Raw genomic sequence first — 25,154 nt, 5'->3', positions numbered from 1 at the left:
CTGCCGGGTTGTCATCGCTTTTTTATATGACCGGTTTTCGGGGCGCCCGGGCATACTGGGGCCAGGGCTGATGATCCGCATCCGGGGGAAAGGTGGACGAGGTAATTCAGGCGCCGGCGCAAAGCAGCGGCTGGCTGGCGCGGCTGGCGCTGCAATTTGAGTGCGTACAGGGCAAAACGGTGCTGGCATCTACCCGGCGCCAGGGGCCGCTCACGGTACAACGGCCGTTTTACCCGGAGGGGCACCCCTGCCACCTCTATTTATTACATCCTCCCGGCGGCGTTGTCGGGGGCGATCGGCTGGATATCCATCTGACGCTTAACCAGGGCTGCCACACCCTGGTCACCATGCCCGGCGCCACCAAGTTTTATCGCAGCGGCGGCCCGCAGGCCTGTGTTGACCAGCAGTTCCAGCTGGCAGACGGCGCAATTCTTGAATGGTTACCCCAGGACAGCATTCTGTTCCCCGGTGCCCGGGTGGCTGTCCGCACGGTCTTTTCCCTTGCCCCCTCCAGCGTGTTGCTGGCCTGGGATTTACTGTGCCTGGGCCAGCCGGTACGGGGTGAACCTTTTAGCCACGGTGACTATGAAAACCGGCTGGAGGTGTGGCTGGCCGGGGAGCCGTTGTCCATTGAGCGGCTGAGCCTGTGCGATGGCGACCTGTCCACCGTGGCAGGCTACCCCTGGGTGGGCAGCCTGCTGTTTTGGCCCGGCAGCGATACGCTGCTGGAGGATATTCGCCATTGCCTTGAACAATACCTTACCCGGGCGGAGGCCAGGGCCGGTGCCACCCTGAATGACGGTTTGCTGTCTGTGCGTATTCTTGCCCGGGATAATCTGGCCTGCCAGCAGGTTATGCGCGCGTTGTGGCAGCTGGCGCGCCCGCAACTGACCGGCTGCTCCCCCCATACCCCCCGTATCTGGAACACATAAGGGAAACATGATGGAACTGACCCCCAGAGAGAAAGATAAATTGCTGCTGTTTACTGCAGCGCTGGTGGCCGAACGGCGCCTGGCCCGCGGGCTGAAATTAAACTACCCGGAATCCGTGGCGCTGATCAGCGCCTTTATTCTGGAAGGGGCCCGGGATGGCCGCAGCGTGGTGGAGCTGATGGACGCCGGGCGCCATGTACTAACCCGGGATCAGGTGATGGAAGGGGTCCCGGAGATGATCCCCGATATTCAGGTGGAGGCCACCTTTGCGGATGGTTCCAAACTGGTGACTGTGCATAACCCGATTGTGTGAGGCCCGTATGATTCCTGGGGAATACCGTATTCAGCCCGGCCAGATTGCTATCAATCAGGGCCGGGAAACCCGCACGATTATCGTCGAGAACCACGGCGACCGGCCGGTGCAGGTGGGCTCTCATTATCATTTTTATGAGGTAAACCCGGCACTGGTGTTTGATCGCCCCCAGACGCTGGGCTTTCGCCTGCATATTCCTGCCGGGACCGCCGTGCGCTTTGAACCGGGCCAGCGCCGGGAGGTGACCCTGGTGGCGGTGGCGGGCAAGCGGCAGATTTTTGGGTTCCGCGCTGCGGTGATGGGCGCACTGGAGGATGACCAATGAGCACCATGTCACGGCAGGCCTACGCGGATATTTTTGGCCCCACCACCGGGGATAAAGTCCGCCTGGCGGATACCGAACTGTGGGTTGAGGTAGAAGCAGACCGCACGATTTATGGGGAAGAAGTAAAATTTGGCGGCGGCAAAGTTATCCGGGACGGCATGGGGCAAGGCCAAATGTGCCGCGATGGCTGTGTCGATCTGGTGCTCACCAACGCGCTGATTATCGACCACTGGGGGATCATTAAAGCGGATATTGGCGTAAAAGACGGGCGCATTTTCGCCCTGGGCAAGGCCGGTAACCCGGATATTCAGCCCGGGGTCGACATTCCCATCGGGGCGGCCACCGAGGTGATTGCCGCCGAAGGCAAAATTGTGACTGCCGGCGGGGTAGACACCCATATTCATCTGATTTGCCCCCAGCAAGCGGAAGAGGCGCTGATCTCCGGGGTGACGACTATGATAGGTGGCGGCACCGGCCCCGCCGCCGGGACCAATGCCACCACCTGCACCCCGGGCCCCTGGTATATCGCCCGCATGTTACAGGCTGCGGATACCCTGCCGGTAAATATCGGCCTGTTGGGGAAAGGGAACTGTGCCAGCCCCGATGCCCTGCGTGAGCAAGTGGCCGCCGGGGCGGTGGGGCTGAAAATTCATGAGGATTGGGGAGCTACCCCGGCGGCCATCAGCTGTGCCCTCGACGTTGCCGAAGAGATGGACATCCAGGTGGCGCTGCACAGCGATACCCTCAACGAGTCCGGCTTTGTTGAGGATACCCTGGGGGCTATCGGCGATCGCACCATTCACACCTTCCATACCGAAGGGGCCGGTGGTGGCCATGCGCCGGACATTATTACCGCCTGCGCCCGGCCCAATATTTTACCGTCCTCCACCAACCCGACCCTGCCGTACACCGTCAATACCATTGATGAGCATCTCGATATGCTGATGGTGTGCCACCATCTGGACCCGGACATTGCTGAAGATGTGGCGTTTGCCGAGTCGCGCATTCGCCGGGAAACCATCGCCGCAGAGGACGTATTGCACGATCTGGGCGCTTTTTCGCTGACCTCTTCGGACTCTCAGGCCATGGGCCGGGTGGGGGAGGTTATCCTGCGTACCTGGCAGGTGGCCCACCGGATGAAGGTCCAGCGCGGCCCTCTGCCGGAGGATCAGGGCGATAACGATAATTTTCGGGTGAAGCGCTATATCGCCAAATACACCATTAACCCGGCGCTGACCCACGGTATTGCCCATGAGGTGGGCTCTGTTGAGCCCGGCAAACTGGCGGATCTGGTGCTCTGGTCCCCGGCATTTTTCGGGGTGAAGCCCGCGCTGGTGCTGAAAGGCGGCATGATAGCCACCGCCCCGATGGGGGATATCAATGGCTCGATCCCGACACCGCAACCGGTACATTACCGGCCCATGTGGGGCAGCCTCGGCCAGGCCCGCCACGCCAGCCGTCTGACATTTTTATCCCAGACCGCGCTGGCCAGCGGGGTGGCACAGCGGCTCGGCTTGCAGAGCGGTATTGCGGTGGTGAAGGGCTGCCGCCGTATCAAAAAGTGCGACATGATCCATAACAGCGCGCTACCGGATATAACGGTGGACCCCCAAACCTATGAGGTTCGGGTCGATGGCGGGCTTATCACCAGCGAACCGGCGCAGGTATTACCGATGGCCCAGCGCTATTTTCTGTTTTAAGGAGCCGTGATGTTGTATTTGACTCAACGTACCGCGAACCCGGGGCCAGTTACTGGCCGGGTAATCTTACCTATTGATCTGCGGGTAAAAAGCCGGGTGAAGGTTACCCTCGACGATGGCCGGGCGGCGGGGTTGATCCTGCCCCGGGGCCTGTTGCTACGCGGGGGGGATGTGCTGACCGATGCCGATAATCAGCTGTTTGTGGCGGTGGTTGCCGCCCCGGAAGCGCTCTCGGTTGTCCATTGCGCTGATCCTTTTGTGCTGGCGAAAGCCTGTTATCACCTCGGCAACCGCCATGTACCGCTGGAAATTATCCCCGGAGAGCTGCGCTACCACCATGATCATGTGCTGGACGACATGCTGCGCCAGATGGGGTTAACGGTTGGCTATGCGCAATTGCCTTTTGAACCGGAGGCCGGGGCCTACAGCGCTGAGTCCCGGGAGCATGGCCATCATTCTTCGCATCATCATCATGAACACCCCCATGAGCATAATCACTGAGTGCGGCGATGGGGCCGGCCTGCCGGGCCGCCAGTGGCTGCGGCTGATGCAGCTGGCCAGCGGCAGCCTGCCGGTGGGGGCGTTTACCTGGTCCCAGGGCCTGGAGTGGGCGGTTGAGGCGGGCTGGGTCACGGATGTTGCCAGCTTTGAACGCTGGCAGCGCCAGCAAATGGCGCACAGTTTCTTTACTGTCGATTTACCGCTGCTGGCCCGGTTGTATCAGGCGTGCGTGGCGCAGGATCTGGCGGCGGCCCGGCACTGGACCCAGTATTTACTGGCCTGCCGGGAAACCCGGGAGCTGCGTGACGAAGAGCGCAGCCGCGGGGCGGCATTTACCCGGCTGATCGGCCAGTGGGCGCCGGATTTTCCCCCGGGCTGGCAGCCGCTGTTCGCCCGCAGCCAGCTGTGCGGCATGGCCTGGCTGGCGGTGCACTGGCAGACCGGCTTATCACCGATGGCCCTTAGCCTGGGCTACAGCTGGATTGAAGGGGCGGTGATGGCCGGTGTCAAACTGGTGCCCTTTGGTCAACAGGCGGCGCAGCGGCTGATTTTATCGCTGAGCGATGACTTTGCGGCAGGGATGGCGGAGGCGCTGGCGTGCCCGGATCACCGCCTGGGGGCGGCAACCCCGCTCAGCGCCATCGCTTCTGCCTGCCATGAAACACAATATTCCCGTTTATTCCGTTCCTGAGGATGCGTTATGTCACAACAGATTAAACAGCCACTGCGTGTTGGGGTGGGGGGGCCGGTTGGCTCCGGTAAAACGGCACTGCTGGAAGCCTTATGTAAGGCGATGCGTGATAACTGGCAGCTGGCGGTGGTGACCAATGATATTTACACCAAAGAAGATCAGCGCATCCTGACCGAGGCCGGGGCGCTGGAGCCGGAGCGTATTGTTGGTGTGGAGACCGGGGGCTGCCCCCATACCGCCATCCGGGAAGATGCCTCCATGAACCTGGCAGCGGTGGAAGCCCTGAGTGAAAAGTTCACTAACCTTGATGTTATCTTCGTGGAGAGCGGCGGGGATAACCTGAGTGCCACCTTCAGCCCGGAGCTGGCGGATCTGACGATTTACGTGATTGATGTAGCAGAAGGCGAGAAAATTCCCCGTAAAGGCGGGCCGGGGATCACCCGTTCTGATTTCCTGGTGATTAACAAAACCGATCTGGCTCCTTATGTGGGGGCATCCCTGGAGGTGATGGAACGGGATACGCTGCGGATGCGCGGTGAACGTCCGTGGACCTTTGCCAACCTGAAAGCCGGGGATGGGTTAGCGGCGATTATTGGTTTTATTGAAGATAGGGGCATGCTGGGGAATCACTAGCGCGGCAGAGTGGCGGAGACCGGAAAACAAAAACGGCAACACTGGCGTATTGCCGTTTTTGTCCGTCATCGAATAGGCGTTGTATCAGGTCAATAGGTCGCTCCTTCGGGGTGATGTATTTCAGACGTTGGTGTAGTGGTCCAGCATGGCATGTTGGTGCAGATTGCTGTTCGCCCAACTGACCGCCTGGGTGCGGTTTTTGACGCTGATCTTGCGGAACACGTTATACAAGTGGGTACGCACGGTGTTTTCACTGATAAACAGCACCCGGGCAATATCCTGATTGGTTGCGCCCTGGCGCAGCTCGTATAAGATTTCGCATTCGCGCTCGGTGAGCGTGGTTTTGGTGTGGGTGTCATGCTGCGGGGAGGATGTTTTGGCATAGAGCGAGGGGTGCATAGCATTCAGGCTGACAGCCTGATCCCCGGATAATACGGCTTGAATGGCGTTTAACAGTTGTGCTTCATTATCGTCATAACGGAATACCCCATACAGAGACTGCCATTGTGCAATTTCACTTAACTCATATTTATGGGCGCTATTAATCAAAAATAAACGTGGATTATCGCATTGCGCGTGAATCAATTCGCGCCAGTAGCTATTGAGTCTTTTATTTGAAAGTGTGATATCAAACAAGATAATAGCACCAGATGAAAGTAGTTTTTCATCAGGTGAGTTGATGTTTTTTATCTCTACTTCAATCTCCAGAGACTGGCTAACGTAATGTGCGAACGTCCTGGCCTGAATCGCCGGGCGAGTAATTAAGATAATCCGTTTATCTGCTGAAGTGTTATTTAACATATCAGACATAGTAAACTCTCCTTAGTTTATATTTGCTCATCATTATTTCTTAATGAATAGACGAGCAATTATTTCCGATTAGTTAACGGCACAAAAGTATTTTGTATTAGAGAATGCGACATAGGAATGTTCCTATGCGCAACATTAAGCAGACTACATCTATGAATGTCAACCTGTCAAAAATCCAGGTTGAATAATTTGTGGTTTACCCAGCGTAATCATTTTTACAAAAAACTATACAAATGGGATTTAACATGGAAAATAGAGAGAGAGGTATTTATTACCAGAGACTAGTCACCATCAGGGGTTTATTCGATTCGTGGTTAAAATAGCGTATATGTGGTCGGACCTAATTAACGAAATCGTATTCACAGATTAATTACAAACAAGAAACAATATTCGATACTGATTTCGCAATACGGAGACACCGTATCAAAGCAAGTGTGAAAATGATGTTCACACAAAACTTTATAACGCTGACGCTACCGTGCGATTCACCGGATAAAACTTTCTGGTCACGGATAGCGAATCGCCACTAAGGAAAGGACGATTAATATGAATAAGTTAGCTCTCGCCGTGATGATCTCTACCCTGGGTATGGCTGCTGGTACTGCACAGGCCCGTCCATCAATGGAACCGATTGACCCGACTGGGATGGTACATTTCCACGGCAAAGTTTTGACTAACTCTTGTAAGATTACCGGGGAAGGTAAAAACCTTAATGTAACATTGCCGGTAGTAATGGATCGTCAGGTACATTCAGGCCAAACTACAGGTGATACTCGCTTCGAAATTAATGTAAAAGATTGCCCGGCATACGGTCATTATGCACCGAAGCTGGCATGGGATGTACCGCGCGTTGATGTTAATAAGAACGGTGACCTGACAAATGACGGCCGTGGTGGTGCACAAAACGTAGCACTACGCTTAATTGACAACCATAATAATAATGTTAATCTCAAGGACTCAACCAAACGTTATAAAGCATCATATGTCTCTCACGATGGTGAACGTCGTACTTATAGTTTTAAAGTCGGATATATTAAAGGTGATGAGCGTGGTCCAGTAAAACCGGGTTCAGTTAAAGCTCACGCGAAATATAGCATCACTTATCAGTAATACGTATTACCCTACGGTGAAAGTATTACTGATCTGGTAATGTCAGAGCGCCACGGCAGGATTGCCGTGGCGCTTGCTGATTCTGTCAATATGGATGATGGAGATATCAAGATGAAATACTTGTCACTGGTTTTTAGTGTGTTGTTTACTGTGCCGGTAATGGCGCAAAATATTATTGTAGGAGGCACGAGATTTGTTTATCCCGCTAATGAAAAGGAAATTACCATTAGCTTAACCAATTCTGGAGATAGCCCGGCACTGGCGCAGGTTTGGCTTGATAATGGCGACAGTTCGGTAGCCCCGGAAAATATTAATACTCCTTTTGTTATTTCCCCTCCGATGGTACGTATTGATGGTAGTCAGGCACAAGTTATACGTATTAAAGCTGAAACTAAATCGGCATTTCCCAGGGATCGGGAAAGTTTGTTGTGGCTAAATGTATTAGATATTCCCGCCAGTAGTGAAGAGGCGGCGAAAGCGGATGTGAATATCCTCGAAATGGCGATTCGCTCGCGTTTTAAATTCTTCTGGCGTCCCGCCGGGCTCGGCGATCGCCAACTGGCGCTCGACAAGCTGGAGCTGCGTACCGCGGGCCGTAATGCCACCATTATTAACCCCACGCCTTTTTATATCACGATAGGTAGCCTGAGCCGTAAAGCAGGGCCGGAGCTGCTGGGCGAGGCGGTGATGGTTGCCCCGAAAAATCAGCAAACCGTTTCCCTGACTGCCGCGGTATCTGCAGGCGAGTCCCTTAAGCTGGAAGAAATTAACGATTACGGTGGTATTACCTCCACCCAGATTGTTACGCGCTAATCCAGGGGACAGACATGAAATCACCAATTCTGTGCCCTACGCGCATGGCGACACTGATAGCGCTGGCGTTATATCCGCTTTCTGCTCTGGCAGCGGAAAATACAGCCCCACGAACCTACAACTTTAATAATAGTTTCATCATGAGTGACCCAGGCGCGCGCCCGGATCTGAGTACTTTTAGTGTCAGCCCATTGGCGGCAGGAACCTATGGCGTTGATGTTTATGTGAATAATCAGTGGCGTGGCCGCCACACCTTACCCTTTACCTTCAATAAAAATGGCAAACTGAACAGCTGTTATACCCGGGAAATGCTGGAGTTGTATGGCATTAATACCCGGAAACTGAATGCCAAATTGGCAAAACAACCGGGCTATTGTGGGCCACTCAATGACTGGCACGCCAGCAGCGAGTTCGCCGAGAATCTCAACAGTAATACCTTCCGCCTGGATTTACGCTTGCCGCAGGCGTACCAGTACCAACTGGATGCCAACTATGCCCCGCCGGAACAATGGCAGGAGAGTGAGCCGGCGTTTAACCTTGGCTATGTTGCTAACTACTACAACAATACCAATAAGAGTTCTGGCGGGGATACGCGCTTTCGCGATAGTTCCGATAGCGTGTGGGCCGGGCTGGATGGCCGGTTATCCATGGGTAAGTGGATGCTGGAACATAACGGCAGCTACAACTGGGATAACGAAGATAATGAAAACAGGTATAAGAGTAACCAGACCGCGTTAAAACGCCATCTGCCGTCGATTGAGTCGTTATTTACCGGGGGGCAATTTACCTCCGATGCCCAGATGTTTGACGGGATGCGTATTATCGGTGCCGGATTAGGCACCCAGGATGCGATGCGCCCGGATAGCGCAACCAACTGGGCGCCGGTGATCCGCGGGATCGCGGATACCAATGCCCGGGTAACGGTGAGCCAGAACGGGCGGATTATTCATCAGGCGACGGTGCCGCCGGGGCCGTTCTCATTTGATACGCTGTTCCCGCCCAGCAACAGCAGTGACTTGCAGGTCAGCATCCAGGAAGCAGACGGCCGGGTGCGTAATTTTACTGTGCCATATTCCACCATGCCGCAGCTTTTACGTCCGGGCCTCAGCCGTTATTCCCTGGCGGTGGGGACCGTGGATGAAGACGACTCTGATCATTCACCGACCATGGCCCAGGCCAGCTATCAGTATGGTTTGAGTAACACCTTTACCGCCTATACCGGCGCCACCGGATTCCAGGGGTACTATGCGGGCCTGGTGGGGTTAGGGACCAATACCCTTCTTGGTGCGCTGGCGGTGGATGTGACCCACGCGGATACGCAGACCAAAGACATGGGGAATAAGCAGGGCCAGCGCTTCCGTTTATCCTTTAACCGTACATTGCCGGGGGTGGAAACCTCACTGCAACTGGAAGGCTATTACAACACGTCCGGGTTCTTCAGCCAGCGCGATGGTCTGGATAAAACCGACTCGCGCCGCGCTGACTGGGTACTCCAGGAGAAGCATTATGTCTCTGCCACGCTGAACCAGCCACTGCCGGGGAACTGGGGGGCGCTATGGGCGACGGGCTCCAGTTCGCGCTACCGTGATGACAACCAGCACTATGAGCAATATGGCATTGGGTATAGTGCTTCCTGGGGCAACCTCAGCATGTCGATATCTGCCCAGCGTAACTGGGTGCGTAGCCGTAACTACGAGACCACCCGGGATGATCAAATTTCCCTGTCATTCTACTGGACCACGCAGCGTGAATCCGGCGGATTCTTACAGGCCAGCTCGGATACCTTTACTGAAAACGGCAAATTTGATTCCAGCCGTTTGGGCCTGGCGGGCTCACTGGATCAGTACAACGATGTGACCTGGGGCGTGAATGCCGGCGGGCGTCGCGGTGGCCATTATGAATATGGCGTTAACGGTGGCTGGCGTAGCCCGATAACCCGTTTAGATGGTACCTGGAGCCAGGGGGATGACTACCGCCAGGGCAGTGTCAGCCTGTCCGGCACCATGGTTGCCCATCCGGGGGGGCTCACTTTCTCACCGGAGCGCGGTGACACCATTGCGGTGATTGAGGCAAAAGGCGCTAAAGGCGCGCGGATCAACGCCTCTCCGGGGGTGGTGGTCGACGGTCGCGGCTATGCGCTGATGCCGTGGCTGATCCCGTACCGGATCAATGAATTAACGATTGATCCGAAAGACACCTCAGACAAGGTGCAGATAACCCAAACGCGTGCCGTGGTTGCCCCTTATAGCGGTAGCGTGGTGCCAGTGAAATTTGGCACCAAGTCTACCTTCCAGCGGGTGTTAACCGCCCGCCAGGCGAATGGCGCGCCGTTACCTTTCGGCGCCATCATCCGCGATAACAAGGGCAGTGTTGTCGGGAATGTCGGCCAGGGTAGCCGTTTGTTTATTGATTCTGAAGAAGCAACCAGCGTTAAGGTGAGCTGGGATGGCGGCCAGTGTACCGTGGTTCTCGGGCAGCAGGAGGCAAAATGTCGTTAAAAACAGGGCTGTTTGTAGTGTGTGCGCTTGCGGCGAGCGCGGGGAATGCTTATGCGGCGTCGTCATGTGAGATCCCCACCAACAAAATTGATTTGGTAACCAGCCCGATTATGGTGAATAGCCAGCAGGGCCCGGGGGCCGTCTTGATGTCCCGTACCTGGCCGCTGCATATCAATGAGGATCAGGTATCGTGTGTTCTGCCCCAGCAACTGATGTCACGCTGGACCACCTCGTCACTGAAGTCGATAGGCAATAATATCTGGCAGACATCGGTACCGGGTATTGGGGTGCGCTTTACGCTGGAGACCAGCACCGGCCAGAAACTGACGGTACCCAATGATGCTTTTGTTGCGCCGGCACATATGAAAGGTGCCCGGATGAAGCTGGAAGTGATTAAAACCAGCGATCGCACCGGCAGCGGTGCGCTGAAGTCTGGCGAATATGCCAACTTTGCTTTTGCTGGCCATCCGCGGCCGGCCATTCGGCTGAATGTCCCGGCAAATGGCATCAAGATAATTGCCTCATCCTGTGAAATTCAGGGCCATAATGAGCGCCGGGTTACCTTACCGTCTATCATGGCGCGCGCCCTTAAAGGCCCGGGAACCTGGGCCGGGGAGACACCGTTTGCCATTAATCTGGTGTGTCACGGCGGCGTCAGCCCCCGGGGCGAAAGTGAGTTACGGGTTAACTGGTTTGGGCGCAGTGCTGAGGGAACCAACGCAACGGATGGCGTGTTATTTAATAGCCTAAGGGGGGGCAATGCGGCTCAGGGGGTTGGGGTGCAGGTGCTGGATTGGCACAAACAGCCGATTAAACTGAATGCGACACAAACCATCGGTACCGTCCCCTCCCAATATAAGGTGATCCCGCTGCGGATGACGGCCCGGTATTACCAGTATGGGGCGCGAATTAACCCCGGGGCTATCTATTCGACACTGACGTTTACGCTCAGTTATCACTGATTGTTACCCTGATACAGCGCCCCGCGGGGCGCTTTTTTTATGCGCGTTGCCCGGTGAGCCCGACGAAGCCCGGGCTCACCGGGGCCGGAACCATCAAATCGGCTCGCCAGAGAACATCATGATTTGTGCGTCGTGCAGTTGCTCCCGGTGCTGTTCGGCAAAGGCTTTCAGCCGCGGTTTGCTGTCAATCAGCTCCACACAGTCCGGGTGCTGAATTGACACATATTCCGGGTGCCGGTAGCGCAGCGGATGCCCGGCCAGATAACCGGCGTGGGCCGATATCAGCAGCGCCTGCTGGATATCGGCGCGCTTTGCTTCTTTAATCAGGTACAGCCCCAGCGGCTGGCTGCGCAGTTTTTTCCAGAACCCTTCAGCATTCAGACGTGCCCCGTGCGGGAAATAGCAGCGTAATGTACAAATATCACTCATGGGAACTGTCTCTCGCGGGTTGCTGGGGGGCTGCGGCGTCGGATTGCTTTTGCTGCCAGTTCGGAATATCCGCCAGTTTGATATTTTCCGGTACCGCGTGATACTTCGCGATGGCAACGCGCTGGGAACGATAAATACTGGAGTAACCTGAAAACAAATAGCTCACCACACAGGCAATACCGGCATACACCCCGACACCGGAACCGAACAGCTCCATGGCCATAAAGGTGCAGGCGAGGGGGGTATTGGCCGCCCCGGCAAACACCGCCACAAAACCGACCGCCGCCAGTAACTGGAAGGGCATATGTAATACCGGCGCCAGGGCATTACCTAAGGTCGCGCCGATATAAAACAGCGGTGTCACTTCCCCGCCTTTAAAGCCACTGGCCAGGGAGGCCACGGTAAAGCCCAGTTTAGTGATAAATTCATAGCCCGGTAACGGCTGCTGAAACGCACTGACAATAGTGGGGATCCCAAGGCCGAGATAGTGCTGGGCACTGAACAGCCAGGCGACCAGCGCAATGGCCGCCCCGCCAATAAACGGACGCAGTGGGCCATAAGGCACGGCACGTTTAAAGTGGCCCCCCAGGTAATGGGTCAGCATGGCAAACAGTTTTCCAGTGGCCCCAAAGGCTATCCCGACAACCACGATCGCGGTAATGCCCCACAGGGTAACCGGCGGCAGTGCGCCAATCGGGTAATGGGTATGGTGAATCCCCCACAGTAGCCCCACCTGATCGGCCACCACGGCGGCCACAAAACAACTCAACAGGGAGCCGTAACGGATATGGCCAATCGCCATCATTTCCAGGCCAAACACAGCCCCCGCCAGGGGGGTACCGAATACCGAGGCAAACCCGGCGCTCACCCCGGCCATCAGCAGCATACGGCGTTCATCCGGGGAGAGCCGGAACAGGCGCACGATTTGATCCGCCAGGGCGCCCCCCATTTGAACGGCGGTGCCTTCCCGGCCCACGGAGGCCCCAAACAGATGGGAAACAATCGTGGCGAGCATCACCAGTGGCGCCATCCGCAGTGGAATGGTGCGCTGCGGTGTGTGAACCTCATCGATTAACAGGTTATTCCCGGCCTCAACCTTCTGGCCTACCCGCAGGTAAATCCAGCCGACGATAAAACCGGCCACGGGCAAAAAGCACAGTAACAGGGGGTGGCTCAGGCGGGTAGCGGTTGCCCAGTCAAGGCAAAACAGGAAAATCGCCGAAGCAGAGCCGGCAAGAATTGCCACCAGCGATGACAAAATCAGCCATTTAATCAGCCAGGGGATTAAGGCAGGTTCCGGCAGCAGGTCCGGAGAACGACGGTTTGTAAGATATTTCATAGTGGTCCGGGTATCAATGAAACGAAAACCCTGAGCCAGCAAAGGAAGCGTAAGGACGTACCTACATCTTCCTGCGTGGACAGGAATTGATGCAGGCATCATCAGCCTTCGTTAAGGCGGTTTCTTACTCGGGAGGAATGCCATCTCCGGCAGGAATCATACCACCATCACAATTTTAAATGTAATACTTTTATGGGTTACATATTAGTGTGCTTTCTTTCATAAATTTCCGTGCGGCGCGGCCCTGCCTCAGGGCGATGCTTTTTTGCTCTGTGATGTCCTTCACCATTTTTTAAACATTCTATAAATTTTTAATAACAATAAATTACTATGTTCGCCGTCCTGTATGGGGGAGAACAAAAATGAAAGATGTCGTTATCGTTGGGGCCGCCCGGACGCCAATCGGCTGCTTTCAGGGGGGGCTGGCCCACTACAGCGCCGCGGAGCTGGGAACCGTGGTAGTAAAAGCGCTGCTGGAGCGCTGTGCGCTTGATCCCGCCCTGGTGGATGAAGTGATACTGGGCCAGGTGCTGACTGCCGGGGCCGGGCAAAATCCCGCCCGCCAGACCGCGGTAAATAGCGGCCTGCCGTGGTCGGTGTCTGCCATCACCATTAATGACGTCTGTGGCTCGGGCCTGAAAGCGCTGCATCTGGCGACCCAGGCCATTCAGTGCGGTGAAGCCGACGTGGTTATCGCCGGTGGCCAGGAGAACATGAGCCGCGCCCCCCATGTCCTGACCAACAGCCGTAAAGGCATCCTGCAGGGGGACGCGCACCTGATAGACAGCCTGGTCCATGACGGCCTGTGGGATGCATTTAATGATTATCATATGGGGGTTACGGCGGAGAACCTCGCCCGGGAATACGGGATCAGCCGTGAACGCCAGGATGCCTATGCGCTGGCCTCCCAGCGTAAAGCCAGAATGGCCATCGACAGCGGGCGCTTCCGGGATGAAATTGTGCCGGTCACCCTCGGCAATAAGATTGTTGATACTGACGAGCAGCCCCGCCTGGACGCCAGCGAAGAAGGGCTGGCCACCTTACCGCCTTCTTTTGATTCCCTCGGCAGTGTGACCGCCGGGAATGCCTCGTCGATTAACGACGGTGCCGCCGCGGTGATGATGATGAGCGCCAGCAAAGCGCAAGCGCTGGGCATTCCGGTGATGGCCAGGATCCGTGCTTTTGCCAGTGTCGGGGTGGACCCGGCACTGATGGGGATTGCGCCAGTCTACGCCACGCGCCGTTGCCTGGAGCGGGCGGGCTGGGCGTTGGCCGATCTGGATCTGATAGAAGCTAACGAGGCCTTCGCCGCCCAGGTGTTGTCGGTCAATAAATTACTGGAGTGGGACGAGCGCAAAGTGAACGTCAATGGCGGTGCCATTGCGCTGGGCCATCCCATCGGGGCGTCCGGCTGCCGTATTCTGGTTTCGCTGGTGCATGAAATGATCAAGCGCCAGGCCAATAAAGGGCTGGCGACCCTGTGTATTGGCGGCGGCCAGGGGGTGGCGCTGGCCATTGAACGGGACACGGGCTACCCCGGCTGATTGTTACCCTTGCTTCTCAAACGTCCCCTTCTGACGGCGCGGTGTTTGCCGCGCCTGTCGGGGCCACGTACCGTGGCCCGTCTGCTGTGCTGCTGGCGTTATGCCATGATACTGTTGACTATCAGGCCACAATAATCCTGCCGCGCTGTGCTATTCCCCTGAAATAAAAATACCGCTTTTCTCCGCCGTCCCGCTTTTTCGCGCTTAGCCGCGATTACCGCAATACTTTAAAATATTTATCATCTATTACAATGGGTTAATTTTTTATCCCGCACCGCTTCGTGATCCGATATACATTTTTAAATTTTAGTTAAAAAATAAATGAAACATTGTTTTATTTAATATTGAAATCACGTTTCATTCCGCATACCATTTCGTCATCAGGCAGCGGAACCGGTCTTCCGTATCGTGCATTCGGCATTTGTGAGGTTCAGATGGACGTTCGTCAAAGTATTCATAGCGATCACGCTAAAACACTCGATACGGAAGGGCTGCGTAACGAGTTTCTGATTGATACGATTTTCACCCCCGATGAATACACCATGGTGTACAGCCACATTGACCGCATCATTGTGGGTGGGGTTAATCCGGTGAACCGCGTGGTCACGGTAGGGCGCGAAGTGGGCAAACAACTGGGGGTGAGCTATTTCCTGGAGCGCCGGGAATTAGGGGTTATCAACATTGGCGGCCCGGGCACCATCACCGTTGACGGTACCTGTTTCGAGATTGGCCACCGTGACGCGTTATATGTCGGAAAAGGCGCGCAAGACGTGTTATTTGCCAGTGTCGACAGCAGCCAGCCGGCGCGCTTCTATTACAACTGCGCCCCGGCGCACACCACGTACCCCACCAAAAAAGTGACCCCGGCAGATGTCGCGCCAGTCACCCTGGGGGATGACCTCACCAGTAACCGGCGCACCATCAATAAATACTTTGTTCCCGATGTGCTGGAAACCTGCCAGCTGAGCATGGGACTGACCGAGCTGGCGCCGGGTAACTTGTGGAATACCATGCCGTGCCATACCCATGAGCGCCGGATGGAGGTCTATTTCTATTTCGGGATGGACGACGATACCTGCGTCTTCCACATGATGGGGCAGCCACAAGAGACGCGCCACATCGTGATGCGTAACGAGCAGGCGGTTATTTCGCCCAGCTGGTCTATCCATTCCGGGGTCGGCACTAAGGCATATACCTTTATCTGGGGCATGGTGGGCGAGAACCAGGTCTTCGACGATATGGACCACGTGGCGATTAACGATCTGCGCTAAGCGGCGGATAATTCACTGACATATGGCCCGCCAGGGCGGGCGTCATATAAAGGAACACAACATGATTCTGGATACATTTTCTCTGCAGGGTAAAGTGGCCATCGTGACTGGCTGTGACACTGGCCTCGGCCAGGGGATGGCGCTGGGCCTGGCCGAGGCCGGGTGCGATATCGTCGGGATTAATATCGTTGAGCCAACAGAAACCATTGAACGGGTGACCGCCACCGGCCGTCGTTTTCTGAGCCTCACCGCGGACCTGCGCACGCTGGATGATGTCCCGTCCCTGCTGGCGCGCGCGGTGGCAGAGTTCGGCCATATTGATATTCTGGTTAACAACGCCGGGCTGATCCGTCGCCAGGATGCCCTGGAATTTAGTGAAAAAGACTGGGACGACGTGATGAACCTGAACATCAAGACGGTGTTCTTTTTGTCCCAGGCGGTGGCAAAACAGTTTATTGCCCAGGGTAACGGCGGCAAGATAATTAATATCGCCTCAATGCTCTCCTTCCAGGGCGGCATCCGGGTGCCGTCTTATACCGCATCGAAGAGCGGGGTCATGGGCATTACCCGCCTGATGGCCAACGAATGGGCCAAACACAACATTAATGTTAACGCCATTGCCCCGGGTTACATGGCCACCAACAACACCCAGCAACTGCGCGCCGATGAGCAGCGCAGCAGTGAAATTCTCAGCCGTATCCCGGCGGGGCGCTGGGGGCTGCCGGAGGATCTGATGGGGCCGGTGGTGTTCCTTGCGTCTTCTGCATCGGACTACATTAACGGTTATACCGTTGCTGTTGATGGCGGCTGGCTGGCGCGTTAATCCCCCCCGGCTAATGGCGGCTGCCAGTGGCTGAGTGCCGCGCTAAAGCGCGGCATCTGGCTGACCAGGTGGCTAACAAACGCCTCGACCAGTGCTGAGGCCGGGCGGTGCACCGGGCGGATCAGGCTGACGGTAAAGGGAACCGCAATACTGAATGGCCGCACCTCAACGCCGCCGGCGCCCGGGGTGCAGGTGGTGTTGAGGGTGGCATTGCGGGTATAGTCGAGGGCGGTCAGTGGGTTGACCACCGATAGGCCGACCCCAGCCCGGACCATCGCACAGACCGAGGCGGCACTGTGGGTTTCCACCACCATCCGCCGCCGCACCCCGCGTTCGTGAAACAGCGAGTCCAGCAACTGGCGATAACTGTCGCTGCGGGACAGGCTGATGTAGTTCTCCCCCTCAAAATCCTCAGGTGTCAGGCACCCCTTATGGCATAAACGGTGCCCGGCGGGCAGGACACAGACCTCATTCAGGGTAAGCAGTGGCTGGCGCTCGGTACCTGCCGGGGTGGTTAGTGTCTCGGTGATCCCCAGGTCGTGGCGCTGGGCGGATAACCACTCTTCCAGCACCGGTGATTCCTGGGGCACAATATTCAGGCTCAGTTCCGGGTAGCGCTGCAAAAACGGCGTCAGCAGCGGCGGTAAAAACGACTGGGAGAATACCGGCAGGCAGGCGATGGATAACTCCCCCTGGCGAAATTCCCGCAGGCTTTCCGCCGCGCTCAGGATCCTGTCCAGCCCGTACCACGAGCGCTGCACCTCTTCAAACAAGCGCAGCCCCTGCACCGTGGGGTGTAGCCGCCCGCGGCTGCGGCTGAACAGGGTCAGCCCGATCAGCTTTTCAAAGCGGGCCAGCTCGCGGCTTACCGTGGGCTGGGAGGTGTGCAGCAGGACGGCGGCCTCTGTGAGGTTACCCGCCGTCATCACCGCGTGGAATATTTCAATATGGCGTAACGTAATTGCTGGCATCGTTTCCCTCCGAAATCCATATCAGTTTTGCATAGACTCTGTAGAAAGCGATATTTTTTATTGCTACCGGACCGTGGCAATAATACGGCAATACAGTAACGTTTTAGCGGAGTGACCATGCCTCGTCCCCTTGATAACACTGATAGCGCATTAACCGCGGCCAACCTGCTTAGCCTGCCGGAACGTTTTGGTTGCCCGGTATGGGTCTACGATGCGGCGATTATTCGCCAGCAGATTGCCAAACTGCGGCAGTTCGATGTGGTCCGCTTTGCCCAAAAAGCCTGCTCCAATATTCATATTTTGCGCCTGATGCGTGAGCAGGGCGTGAAGGTGGATGCGGTCTCCTGTGGTGAAATCGAGCGCGCGCTGGCGGCGGGGTATGATCCGCACCGGGGCGAGGACGACATTGTGTTCACCGCTGATGTGATAGACCAGGAGACCCTGGCCCGGGTAACCGGGTGGGCTATCCCGGTGAATGCGGGTTCGGTGGATATGCTGGCCCAGTTAGGGGCTATCTCCCCGGGGCACCGGGTGTGGCTGCGGGTTAATCCGGGGTTTGGCCACGGCCACAGCCAGAAAACCAACACCGGCGGTGAGAACAGTAAACACGGGATCTGGCATCAAGATCTGCCCCAGGCCCTGGCGGTTATCCGCCAGTATCGTCTGAAGTTAGTGGGCATTCACATGCATATCGGTTCCGGGGTGGACTACGGCCATCTGGAGCAGGTATGTGGGGCGATGGTGGACCAGGTGGTGGCCTTTGATCAGGATCTGGAGGCAATCTCCGCCGGGGGCGGGCTGTCTATCCCTTACCGCGAGGGCGAGGAGCATATTAATACTGAGCACTATTACGGCTTATGGAACCGCGCCCGGGAGCAGATTGCCGCCCACCTGAAGCACCCGGTTAAACTGGAAATCGAACCGGGGCGTTTCCTGGTGGCGGAATCCGGGGTGCTGGTGACCCAGGTGCGCAGTGTTAAACAGATGGGCCGCCGCCACTTTGTGCTGGTGGACGCCGGGTTTAATGACCTGATGCGGCCAGCGATGTATGGCAGCTACCATCATATTTCGGCCCTGGCCGGTGATGGCCGCGACTTGCGGCAGGCGCCGCTACGGGAAACGGTCGTCGCCGGGCCGCTGTGTGAATCCGGGGATGTCTTTACCCAGCAGGAAGGGGGAACCGTAGAGACCCGGCGCCTGGCGGAGGTACAGCCCGGTGACTATTTGGTTATCCATGATACCGGGGCGTACGGGGCGTCAATGTCTTCCAATTACAACAGCCGTCCGCTGTTACCGGAAGTGTTGTTCGACGGCGGTGAGCCGCGCCTGATTCGCCGCCGCCAGACCGTGCAGGAATTGCTCGCCCTCGAAGCGGTATAACCGCCATCAGTGGGCTGCACTGGCGCAGGCGTGCCCGCCGCAGGGGGTTACCCTTCTGTGGGGGGCATCACCGAATGGCGGCGCACCAGAGTGGGGCTGAACAGGTGCGTGGTTTGCGGCTCCGGTAAGTTATCCGCCAGGGCGAGGGCCAGTTCAGCGGCCTGGGTCGCCATGGTGACCACCGGGTAGCGGATGGTGGTCAGCCGCGGGCGCACATAGCGCGACACCAGAATATCATCGAAGCCTATCAGGGATATCTTACCCGGCACATCAATACCGTTATCGCTCAATACCCCCATGGCCCCGGCGGCCATTGAGTCGTTATAACAGGCCACGGCGGTAATCGGCGCCCCGCGCCCCAGCAGCTCAGTCATGGCCTGCTCCCCGCCGGTTTCATCCGGCTCCCCGAAGGTGACCAGCCGCTCATTGTGCGGCAGGCCGTGCTCTTCAAGGGCATCGTAATAGCCTTGTAGACGATCTTCGGCATCGGAAATTGGGTGGTTTGAACAGACAAACCCAATCTGGCTGTGGCCTTGCTGGATCAGGTGGCGGGTGGCCAGCCAGGCGCCGTAGCGGTCATCGAGGGCAACGCAGCGCTGTTCATAGCCGGGAACAATCCGGTTAATCAGCACCATGCCGGGGATCTGTTTTAACAGCGGGATAAGGTCCGCGTCGGGGATCATTTTGGTATGGACCACCAGGGCAGAGCAGCGGTGACGGATCAGCTGTTCAATGGCCTGGCGCTCTTTTTTTTCATTATGGTAGCCATTACCGATAAGTAAAAAATTCCCCGTGCGATAGGCCACCTGTTCAACGGCTTTCGCCATAGCGCCGAAGAACGGGTCTGAAACATCGCCGACCACCAGGCCAATGGTTTCGGTATTTTGCTGGGCCAGCGCCCGGGCGTTGGCATTCGGGTGGTAGTTCAGTTGCTCCATTGCGCTGTTAACCGCAAGGCGTGAGGCTTCGCTCGCTTTTGGGGAGCTGTTGATCACTCTGGAGACTGTCGCCACGGAAACGCCCGCCAGCCGAGCCACATCTTTAATTGTCGCTATTACCTGTTGTCTCCCTGGTAAGCGCTTACACTCCCGCTAGTGTCATGGAAACCAGGTGGGTGTTCAAGTGCCATGCTGCGCTGTTTTGTCAAAATACGTGTCGTGAACCGGCAGTGTAACCGCTTTCCCTGGTGAAGGGGGCGCGGCGTGAATTAAACATATTAATTTCAATCGAAAATTTTTGCTTACATTTTGCGAAGGGCTGTTGCGATTATCACATAGCGGGAACAAAAGCCGCACTGGTAGAGTTGTGGTCCCAGAGGTATTGATAGGTGGTATCGGCGCTCTGCGTCGATCACAGTAGTTACACCAACCTGCGCAGATGCGCAGGTTTTTTTTTGCCTGTCATTCAGGGAGGAATCGCCATTCTGGCAACCGTTTTTTGCGGTAGCTGCGAGTACGCGCCGGTTTTCAGTGCGAAATAAATCGCCTGACTCGCGCCGCTGTCCGTAGTGCGGTAATCTGCCTCACATTATTGATTCCGCAAAGGGAGTTGTCATGGGTTTTGCCATCTTTCGCCAGTTATTTCGCCTGCTATTCCGGGTCCGGGTATCCGGAGAGGTGAATACCCTGCACCAACCTGGCGTGTTAATTACCCCCAACCATCAATCCTTTCTGGACGGCATACTGCTGGCGTTGTTCTTGCCGGTAAAACCGGTCTTCGCGATTTATTCCTCCATCAGCCAGCTGTGGTTTATGCGGGTGCTGAAGCCGTTTATTGACTACGTTCCGCTGGACCCGTCCCGGCCCATGTCGATTAAGCACCTGGTGCGCCTGGTTGAGCAGGGGCGCCCGGTGGTGATTTTCCCGGAAGGGCGGCTGACGGTTACCGGTTCATTAATGAAAATTTACGACGGTGCGGGTTTTGTGGCGGCCAAGTCGAAAGCGACTGTGGTGCCGGTGCGCATTGAAGGCGCGGATCTGACGCGCTTCAGCCGCCTGAAGGGGATAGTCAAACAGCGGGCCTTTCCCCGGATTTCACTGCATATCTTGCCCCCGACGACGATTGAGATGCCGCAAGCACCCCGGGCCAGGGAGCGCCGCAGGCTGGCGGGGGAGCGGCTGCACCAGGTGATGATGGAGGCCAGAATGGCCGCCCGTCCACGCCAGACCCTGTATGAGGCATTGCTGGATGCGAAAGACCGCTACGGCGCGCGCAAAGCCTGCCTGGAAGATATTAATTTCACCCCGGATACCTACCACAGCCTGCTGACCAAAACACTGTTTGTGGGCCGCATTCTGGAGAGGTATAGCCGCCAGGGGGAAACCATCGGGTTAATGCTGCCCAACGCCGCCATTAGCGCGGCGGTTATCTTCGGGGCTGTCTCCCGCGGCCGTATCCCGGCGATGATGAACTACACCGCCGGGGTGAAAGGGCTCACCAGTGCCATTACCGCTGCGCAAATCGCCACGGTGTTTACCTCTCGCCAGTTTCTCGAGAAAGGCAAACTCTGGCATCTGGCCGAGCAGCTCACCCAGGTGCGCTGGGTGTTTCTTGAGGATCTGAAGGCCGATGTGACCCCCCGGGATAAACTGTGGATCTTCGCGCATCTGCTGTGCCCGCGCCGGGCACAGGTGCCCCAGAACCCGGAAGATGCGGCGATGGTGTTGTTTACCTCCGGCTCCGAAGGCAACCCGAAGGGGGTGGTGCACAGCCATAAAAGCCTGCTGGCGAACGTTGAACAGATCAAAACCATTGCTGATTTTACCGCCCGGGACCGTTTTATGTCGGCGCTGCCGCTGTTCCACTCGTTTGGCTTAACGGTGGGGCTGTTTACCCCGTTACTGACCGGGGCAGAGGCGTTTCTCTATCCCAGCCCGCTGCATTACCGGATGGTGCCGGAGCTAACCTACGACCGGAACTGTACGGTTATCTTTGGTACCTCAACCTTCCTGGCAAATTACGCGCGCTTTGCCCATCCTTATGACTTCTTCCGGGTGCGTTATGTGGTCGCCGGGGCGGAGAAATTACAAGAGAGCACCCGCCAGATTTGGCAGGATAAATTCGGCCTGCGCATCCTGGAAGGTTATGGGGTTACCGAGTGCGCGCCGGTGGTGTCGATTAACGTCCCGATGGCGGCGAAACCACACACCGTAGGGCGGATACTCCCGGCCATGGACGCCCGGTTAATTGCGGTTCCTGGCATTGAGCAGGCGGGGCGCCTGCAACTGAAAGGGCCCAATATTATGAAAGGGTATCTGCGGGTGGAAAATCCCGGAGTACTGGAAGCGCCCGGGGCGGCCAATGCCAACGGGGTGATGGAGCCGGGCTGGTACGACACCGGGGATATCGTCGCTTTTGATGAGCAGGGGTTCTGCGCCATCCAGGGGCGGGCGAAACGTTTTGCCAAGCTGGCCGGGGAGATGATCTCCCTGGAAATGGTCGAGATGCTGGCGCTGGCGGTATCACCGGATAAACTTCATGCCACGGTCGTCAAAAGCGATCCCACCAAAGGTGAGGCGCTGGTGATGTACACCACGGATGCGGCGTTGACCCGGGAGAGCCTGCTGCGCCAGGCCCGGGCCAGCGGGGTCCCCGAACTGGCGGTGCCGCGGGACATCCGCGTATTGAAACAGTTACCGGTGCTGGGCAGCGGCAAGCCGGACTTTGTCTCACTGAAGGCGCTGCTGGACAGCGGAGAGAATATGAATGCATAACCAGTCGGCCCCGGGAAACGGTATCTGGTCCCGGGGGATGATGGCGGTAACGGCCGCCCAGTTTTTGTCGGCCTTCGGGGATAACGCGCTGCTGTTCGCCACCCTGGCGGTGCTGAAACAACAGGTCTATCCGGCGTGGAGCCAGCCGGTATTACAGATGGTATTTGTCGCGGCGTATATCCTGTTCGCGCCATTTGTCGGGCAGTTTGCCGACAGTGTGCCCAAAAGGCCGGGTGATGATGGTGGCTAACGGCCTGAAGCTACTGGGGGCGGCGGCGATCTGCGCCGGGCTTAACCCGTTCTTCGGCTATACCCTGGTCGGGATCGGCGCTGCCGCGTATTCCCCGGCGAAGTATGGCATCCTCGGCGAGCTGACCTCTGGCCCGCAGCTGGTGAAAGCCAACGGGCTGATGGAAGCATCCACCATTGCCGCCATTCTGACCGGCTCGGTGGCCGGCGGCGTGCTGGCAGACTGGCATATCCTCGCGGCCCTTGGGGTGTGCGTGCTGGTGTATGGCGGGGCAGTCATCGCCAATATCTTTATTCCAAAGCTGGCCGCCGCCAGGCCAGGCCAGCGATGGCAACTGGGCCAGCTGTTAACCCGCTTCCTGGGGGCCTGCCGCACACTGTGGCAGGATGGTGAAACCCGTTTTTCGCTGCTGGGGACCAGTCTGTTCTGGGGGGCGGGGGTGACGCTGCGCTTCCTGCTGGTACTGTGGGTGCCGCTGGCGCTGGGCATTACCGATAACGCCACCCCCACCTATCTGAACGCGATGGTGGCCATTGGTATTGTGGCCGGGGCCGGGGCGGCGGCCAGGCTGGTCACCCTTGAAAAGGTGAGCCGCTGTATGCCCGCCGGGGTGCTGATTGGCATTCTGGTGGCGATATTTTCCCTGCAACACCAGCTGCTGCCGTCCTATGTGATTCTGGTGCTGATAGGCGCCTGCGGTGGTTTTTTTGTGGTGCCGCTCAATGCGTTATTACAGGCGCGCGGTAAACGCAGCGTCGGGGCCGGTAATGCTGTCGCGGTGCAAAACCTGGGGGAAAACAGCGCCATGCTGCTGATGCTGGGGCTGTACTCCCTGGCGGTAAAAACCGGTGCTCCGGCGGTGGGGATCGGGGTTGGCTTTGGGGTGCTGTTCGCGGCGGCGATTGCGCTGCTGTGGCTGCGACGCGCCGGGGAGTAGACCAGATTGACCAACAAGGATGGGGAAGCCCATCCTTGTTGGTGACTGGCGGGGCGGTTTATGGTGCCGGATAGGTATAAATCTGGTGTACCGCATCCAGTTCGGCAAGCAGCGCCTCACTCAGGGTGAGGTCCAGGCTGGCCACGTTGGTCTGCAGCTGCGCCATGCTGGTGGCCCCCAGCAGCGTACTGGCAACAAATTTTTGCTGGCGCACAAAGGCCAGCGCCATCTGCGCCGGATCGAGGTTGTGGCGTTTGGCTATCTCCACATAAGCGGCCACGGCATGCTCTGCCTGGGCGCCGCTGTAGCGGGTAAAGCGGCTGAACAGCGTATTGCGCGCCCCGGCGGGTTTCGCGCCGTTGAGGTATTTACCGGTCAGGGTGCCAAACGCGAGGCAGGAATAGGCCAGCAGTTCGACCCCTTCATAGCGGCTCACCTCGGCCAGCCCTACTTCAAAACTCCGGTTCAGCAGGCTGTAGGGGTTCTGGATGGTCACAATGCGCGGCAGCTCGTGTTTGTCCGCCAGGTGCAGATAACGCATCACCCCCCAGGCCGTTTCGTTAGAGACGCCGATGTAGCGAATTTTGCCCGCGCGCTGAAACTCCGCCAGCACTTCCAGGGTCTCCAGCAGCGTGACCGGTGGCATGTCATCGGTCCAGCTGTAGCCCAGCTTACCGAAGCAGTTTGTGGCCCGCTGGGGCCAGTGTACCTGGTAGAGATCCAGGTAATCGGTGTGCAGACGTTTCAGGCTGGCATCCAGCGCGTCACGGATGTTACGGCGGTCCAGCATCTGGCCCGGGCGGATACCGGTATCGTTATTGCGGGCGGGGCCGCTGACTTTCGAGGCCAAAATCACCCGATCCCGCTTGCCGCTTTTTTTCAGCCAGTTACCGACATAACTCTCTGTCAGCCCCTGGGTTTCCGGGCGCGGAGGAACCGGGTACATCTCTGCCACATCAATCAGGTTGATCCCCTGGCCGATGGCGTAATCCAGCTGGGCGTGTGCGTCGGCCTCGCTGTTTTGTTCCCCGAATGTCATGGTCCCCAGACCGAGGGTACTGACCTCAAGCGTGCTATGGGGAATGCGATGATAATGCATAGCCAACTCCCTTTTATGTAGTCAATCTGAACCTTACTGGAGGCTCACCATAACAGATGCTATCCAGCAGGAGTAATAACATGGCAGAGGGATAATCAAAGAGGAAGTCC

The 25,154-nt window shown here is 57.2% G+C and carries 22 protein-coding genes, 1 pseudogene and 1 riboswitch; of the genes and pseudogenes, 17 read left to right on the top strand and 6 right to left on the bottom strand.

Going from position 1 to position 25,154, the window contains the following annotated elements:
* Window positions 1–92 precede the first annotated feature (92 nt).
* The 7 genes from F9C28_RS02655 to ureG are packed head-to-tail and all read left to right on the top strand — an operon-like array spanning window position 93 to window position 5,095.
* Window positions 93–932, top strand: a complete 840-nt coding sequence (locus tag F9C28_RS02655; protein WP_332888479.1) for an urease accessory protein UreD — start codon at window positions 93–95, stop codon at window positions 930–932.
* Between the two features lie 10 nt (window positions 933–942).
* On the top strand, window positions 943–1,245 hold the full coding sequence (locus F9C28_RS02650) for an urease subunit gamma (RefSeq protein WP_199013719.1): 303 nt from the start codon (window positions 943–945) through the stop codon (window positions 1,243–1,245).
* 7 nt (window positions 1,246–1,252) lie between these two features.
* The gene (locus F9C28_RS02645) at window positions 1,253–1,570 is read left to right on the top strand and encodes an urease subunit beta (RefSeq protein ID WP_199013606.1); all 318 of its coding nucleotides are present in this window, start codon (window positions 1,253–1,255) and stop codon (window positions 1,568–1,570) included.
* The gene (gene ureC / locus F9C28_RS02640) at window positions 1,567–3,270 is read left to right on the top strand and encodes an urease subunit alpha (RefSeq protein WP_199013604.1); all 1,704 of its coding nucleotides are present in this window, start codon (window positions 1,567–1,569) and stop codon (window positions 3,268–3,270) included. Before F9C28_RS02645 ends, ureC begins: the two co-directional genes overlap by 4 nt.
* Before the next feature lie 9 nt (window positions 3,271–3,279).
* On the top strand, window positions 3,280–3,771 hold the full coding sequence (ureE, locus tag F9C28_RS02635) for an urease accessory protein UreE (protein ID WP_199013603.1): 492 nt from the start codon (window positions 3,280–3,282) through the stop codon (window positions 3,769–3,771).
* On the top strand, window positions 3,755–4,462 hold the full coding sequence (locus tag F9C28_RS02630) for an urease accessory protein UreF (protein WP_199013601.1): 708 nt from the start codon (window positions 3,755–3,757) through the stop codon (window positions 4,460–4,462). Before ureE ends, F9C28_RS02630 begins: the two co-directional genes overlap by 17 nt.
* Window positions 4,463–4,471: 9 nt before the next feature.
* On the top strand, window positions 4,472–5,095 hold the full coding sequence (gene ureG / locus F9C28_RS02625) for an urease accessory protein UreG (protein ID WP_199013599.1): 624 nt from the start codon (window positions 4,472–4,474) through the stop codon (window positions 5,093–5,095).
* Window positions 5,096–5,215: 120 nt separating this feature from the next.
* On the opposite strand, the gene F9C28_RS02620 is transcribed toward ureG, so the two are convergent.
* Window positions 5,216–5,905 carry a LuxR C-terminal-related transcriptional regulator gene (locus F9C28_RS02620; RefSeq protein WP_199013597.1) on the bottom strand — a complete coding sequence of 230 codons (690 nt, stop codon included), beginning with the start codon at window positions 5,903–5,905 and terminating at the stop codon, window positions 5,216–5,218.
* Between the two features lie 546 nt (window positions 5,906–6,451).
* Between F9C28_RS02620 and F9C28_RS02615 the strand changes: the two genes are divergently transcribed.
* Genes F9C28_RS02615 through F9C28_RS02600 form a run of 4 tightly spaced genes read left to right on the top strand, consistent with a single transcriptional unit; the run spans window position 6,452 to window position 11,288 of the window.
* Window positions 6,452–7,015, top strand: coding sequence for a fimbrial protein (locus tag F9C28_RS02615; RefSeq protein ID WP_199013595.1), 564 nt, complete (start codon window positions 6,452–6,454; stop codon window positions 7,013–7,015).
* A 39-nt stretch (window positions 7,016–7,054) separates the two neighbouring features.
* Window positions 7,055–7,828, top strand: a complete 774-nt coding sequence (locus F9C28_RS02610; RefSeq protein WP_269846404.1) for a fimbrial biogenesis chaperone — start codon at window positions 7,055–7,057, stop codon at window positions 7,826–7,828.
* Window positions 7,829–7,842: 14 nt separating this feature from the next.
* A complete protein-coding gene (locus F9C28_RS02605) occupies window positions 7,843–10,326 on the top strand; it encodes a fimbria/pilus outer membrane usher protein (RefSeq protein ID WP_199013594.1) in 2,484 nt (827 codons plus the stop codon).
* Window positions 10,317–11,288, top strand: a complete 972-nt coding sequence (locus tag F9C28_RS02600; protein WP_199013593.1) for a fimbrial protein — start codon at window positions 10,317–10,319, stop codon at window positions 11,286–11,288. Before F9C28_RS02605 ends, F9C28_RS02600 begins: the two co-directional genes overlap by 10 nt.
* A 93-nt stretch (window positions 11,289–11,381) precedes the next feature.
* Here the strand turns inward: F9C28_RS02600 and F9C28_RS02595 are convergent, their stop codons facing one another.
* Complete coding sequence (locus F9C28_RS02595; protein WP_199013592.1) at window positions 11,382–11,717, bottom strand: DUF190 domain-containing protein; 336 nt, start codon at window positions 11,715–11,717, stop codon at window positions 11,382–11,384.
* A complete protein-coding gene (locus F9C28_RS02590; RefSeq protein WP_199013591.1) occupies window positions 11,710–13,056 on the bottom strand; it encodes a voltage-gated chloride channel family protein in 1,347 nt (448 codons plus the stop codon). The genes F9C28_RS02595 and F9C28_RS02590 overlap by 8 nt, the downstream gene beginning before the upstream one ends.
* Window positions 13,057–13,141: 85 nt before the next feature.
* A riboswitch (Fluoride riboswitch) is annotated at window positions 13,142–13,213 on the bottom strand.
* 205 nt (window positions 13,214–13,418) lie between these two features.
* Between F9C28_RS02590 and F9C28_RS02585 the strand changes: the two genes are divergently transcribed.
* From F9C28_RS02585 to kduD, 3 genes are all read left to right on the top strand, one after another.
* Complete coding sequence (locus tag F9C28_RS02585) at window positions 13,419–14,600, top strand: acetyl-CoA C-acetyltransferase (protein WP_199013590.1); 1,182 nt, start codon at window positions 13,419–13,421, stop codon at window positions 14,598–14,600.
* 434 nt (window positions 14,601–15,034) lie between these two features.
* Complete coding sequence (gene kduI, locus F9C28_RS02580) at window positions 15,035–15,871, top strand: 5-dehydro-4-deoxy-D-glucuronate isomerase (RefSeq protein ID WP_199013589.1); 837 nt, start codon at window positions 15,035–15,037, stop codon at window positions 15,869–15,871.
* Window positions 15,872–15,932: 61 nt separating this feature from the next.
* Window positions 15,933–16,694 (top strand): 2-dehydro-3-deoxy-D-gluconate 5-dehydrogenase KduD, encoded by a 762-nt coding sequence (gene kduD / locus F9C28_RS02575; protein ID WP_199013588.1) that lies wholly within the window; start codon window positions 15,933–15,935, stop codon window positions 16,692–16,694.
* Here the strand turns inward: kduD and F9C28_RS02570 are convergent.
* Window positions 16,691–17,665, bottom strand: coding sequence for a LysR family transcriptional regulator (locus F9C28_RS02570; RefSeq protein ID WP_199013587.1), 975 nt, complete (start codon window positions 17,663–17,665; stop codon window positions 16,691–16,693). The two genes, kduD and F9C28_RS02570, sit on opposite strands and share 4 nt — an antisense overlap.
* A gap of 117 nt (window positions 17,666–17,782) precedes the next feature.
* On the opposite strand from F9C28_RS02570, the gene lysA reads away from it, so the two are divergent.
* Window positions 17,783–19,045: a diaminopimelate decarboxylase gene (gene lysA, locus F9C28_RS02565; protein WP_199013585.1), complete on the top strand. Its 1,263-nt coding sequence runs from the start codon at window positions 17,783–17,785 to the stop codon at window positions 19,043–19,045.
* Window positions 19,046–19,092: 47 nt separating this feature from the next.
* On the opposite strand, the gene galR is transcribed toward lysA, so the two are convergent.
* Window positions 19,093–20,100: an HTH-type transcriptional regulator GalR gene (gene galR, locus F9C28_RS02560; protein ID WP_199013715.1), complete on the bottom strand. Its 1,008-nt coding sequence runs from the start codon at window positions 20,098–20,100 to the stop codon at window positions 19,093–19,095.
* Between the two features lie 498 nt (window positions 20,101–20,598).
* Between galR and aas the strand changes: the two genes are divergently transcribed.
* Together aas and lplT are read left to right on the top strand one after the other, a co-directional pair.
* Window positions 20,599–22,758 (top strand): bifunctional acyl-ACP--phospholipid O-acyltransferase/long-chain-fatty-acid--ACP ligase, encoded by a 2,160-nt coding sequence (gene aas, locus F9C28_RS02555; protein WP_199013583.1) that lies wholly within the window; start codon window positions 20,599–20,601, stop codon window positions 22,756–22,758.
* Window positions 22,751–23,945 (top strand): annotated as a pseudogene (gene lplT / locus F9C28_RS02550) (lysophospholipid transporter LplT). Before aas ends, lplT begins: the two are co-directional and overlap by 8 nt.
* A 58-nt stretch (window positions 23,946–24,003) precedes the next feature.
* Here the strand turns inward: lplT and F9C28_RS02545 are convergent.
* Window positions 24,004–25,044: an NADP(H)-dependent aldo-keto reductase gene (locus F9C28_RS02545; RefSeq protein WP_199013581.1), complete on the bottom strand. Its 1,041-nt coding sequence runs from the start codon at window positions 25,042–25,044 to the stop codon at window positions 24,004–24,006.
* Window positions 25,045–25,154: the final 110 nt, after the last annotated feature.

It is taken from the genome of Shimwellia pseudoproteus (genome assembly GCF_016415625.1).
Classification (GTDB): Bacteria; Pseudomonadota; Gammaproteobacteria; order Enterobacterales; family Enterobacteriaceae; genus Shimwellia; species Shimwellia pseudoproteus.
This window is presented reverse-complemented; position numbering and strand designations above follow the sequence as displayed.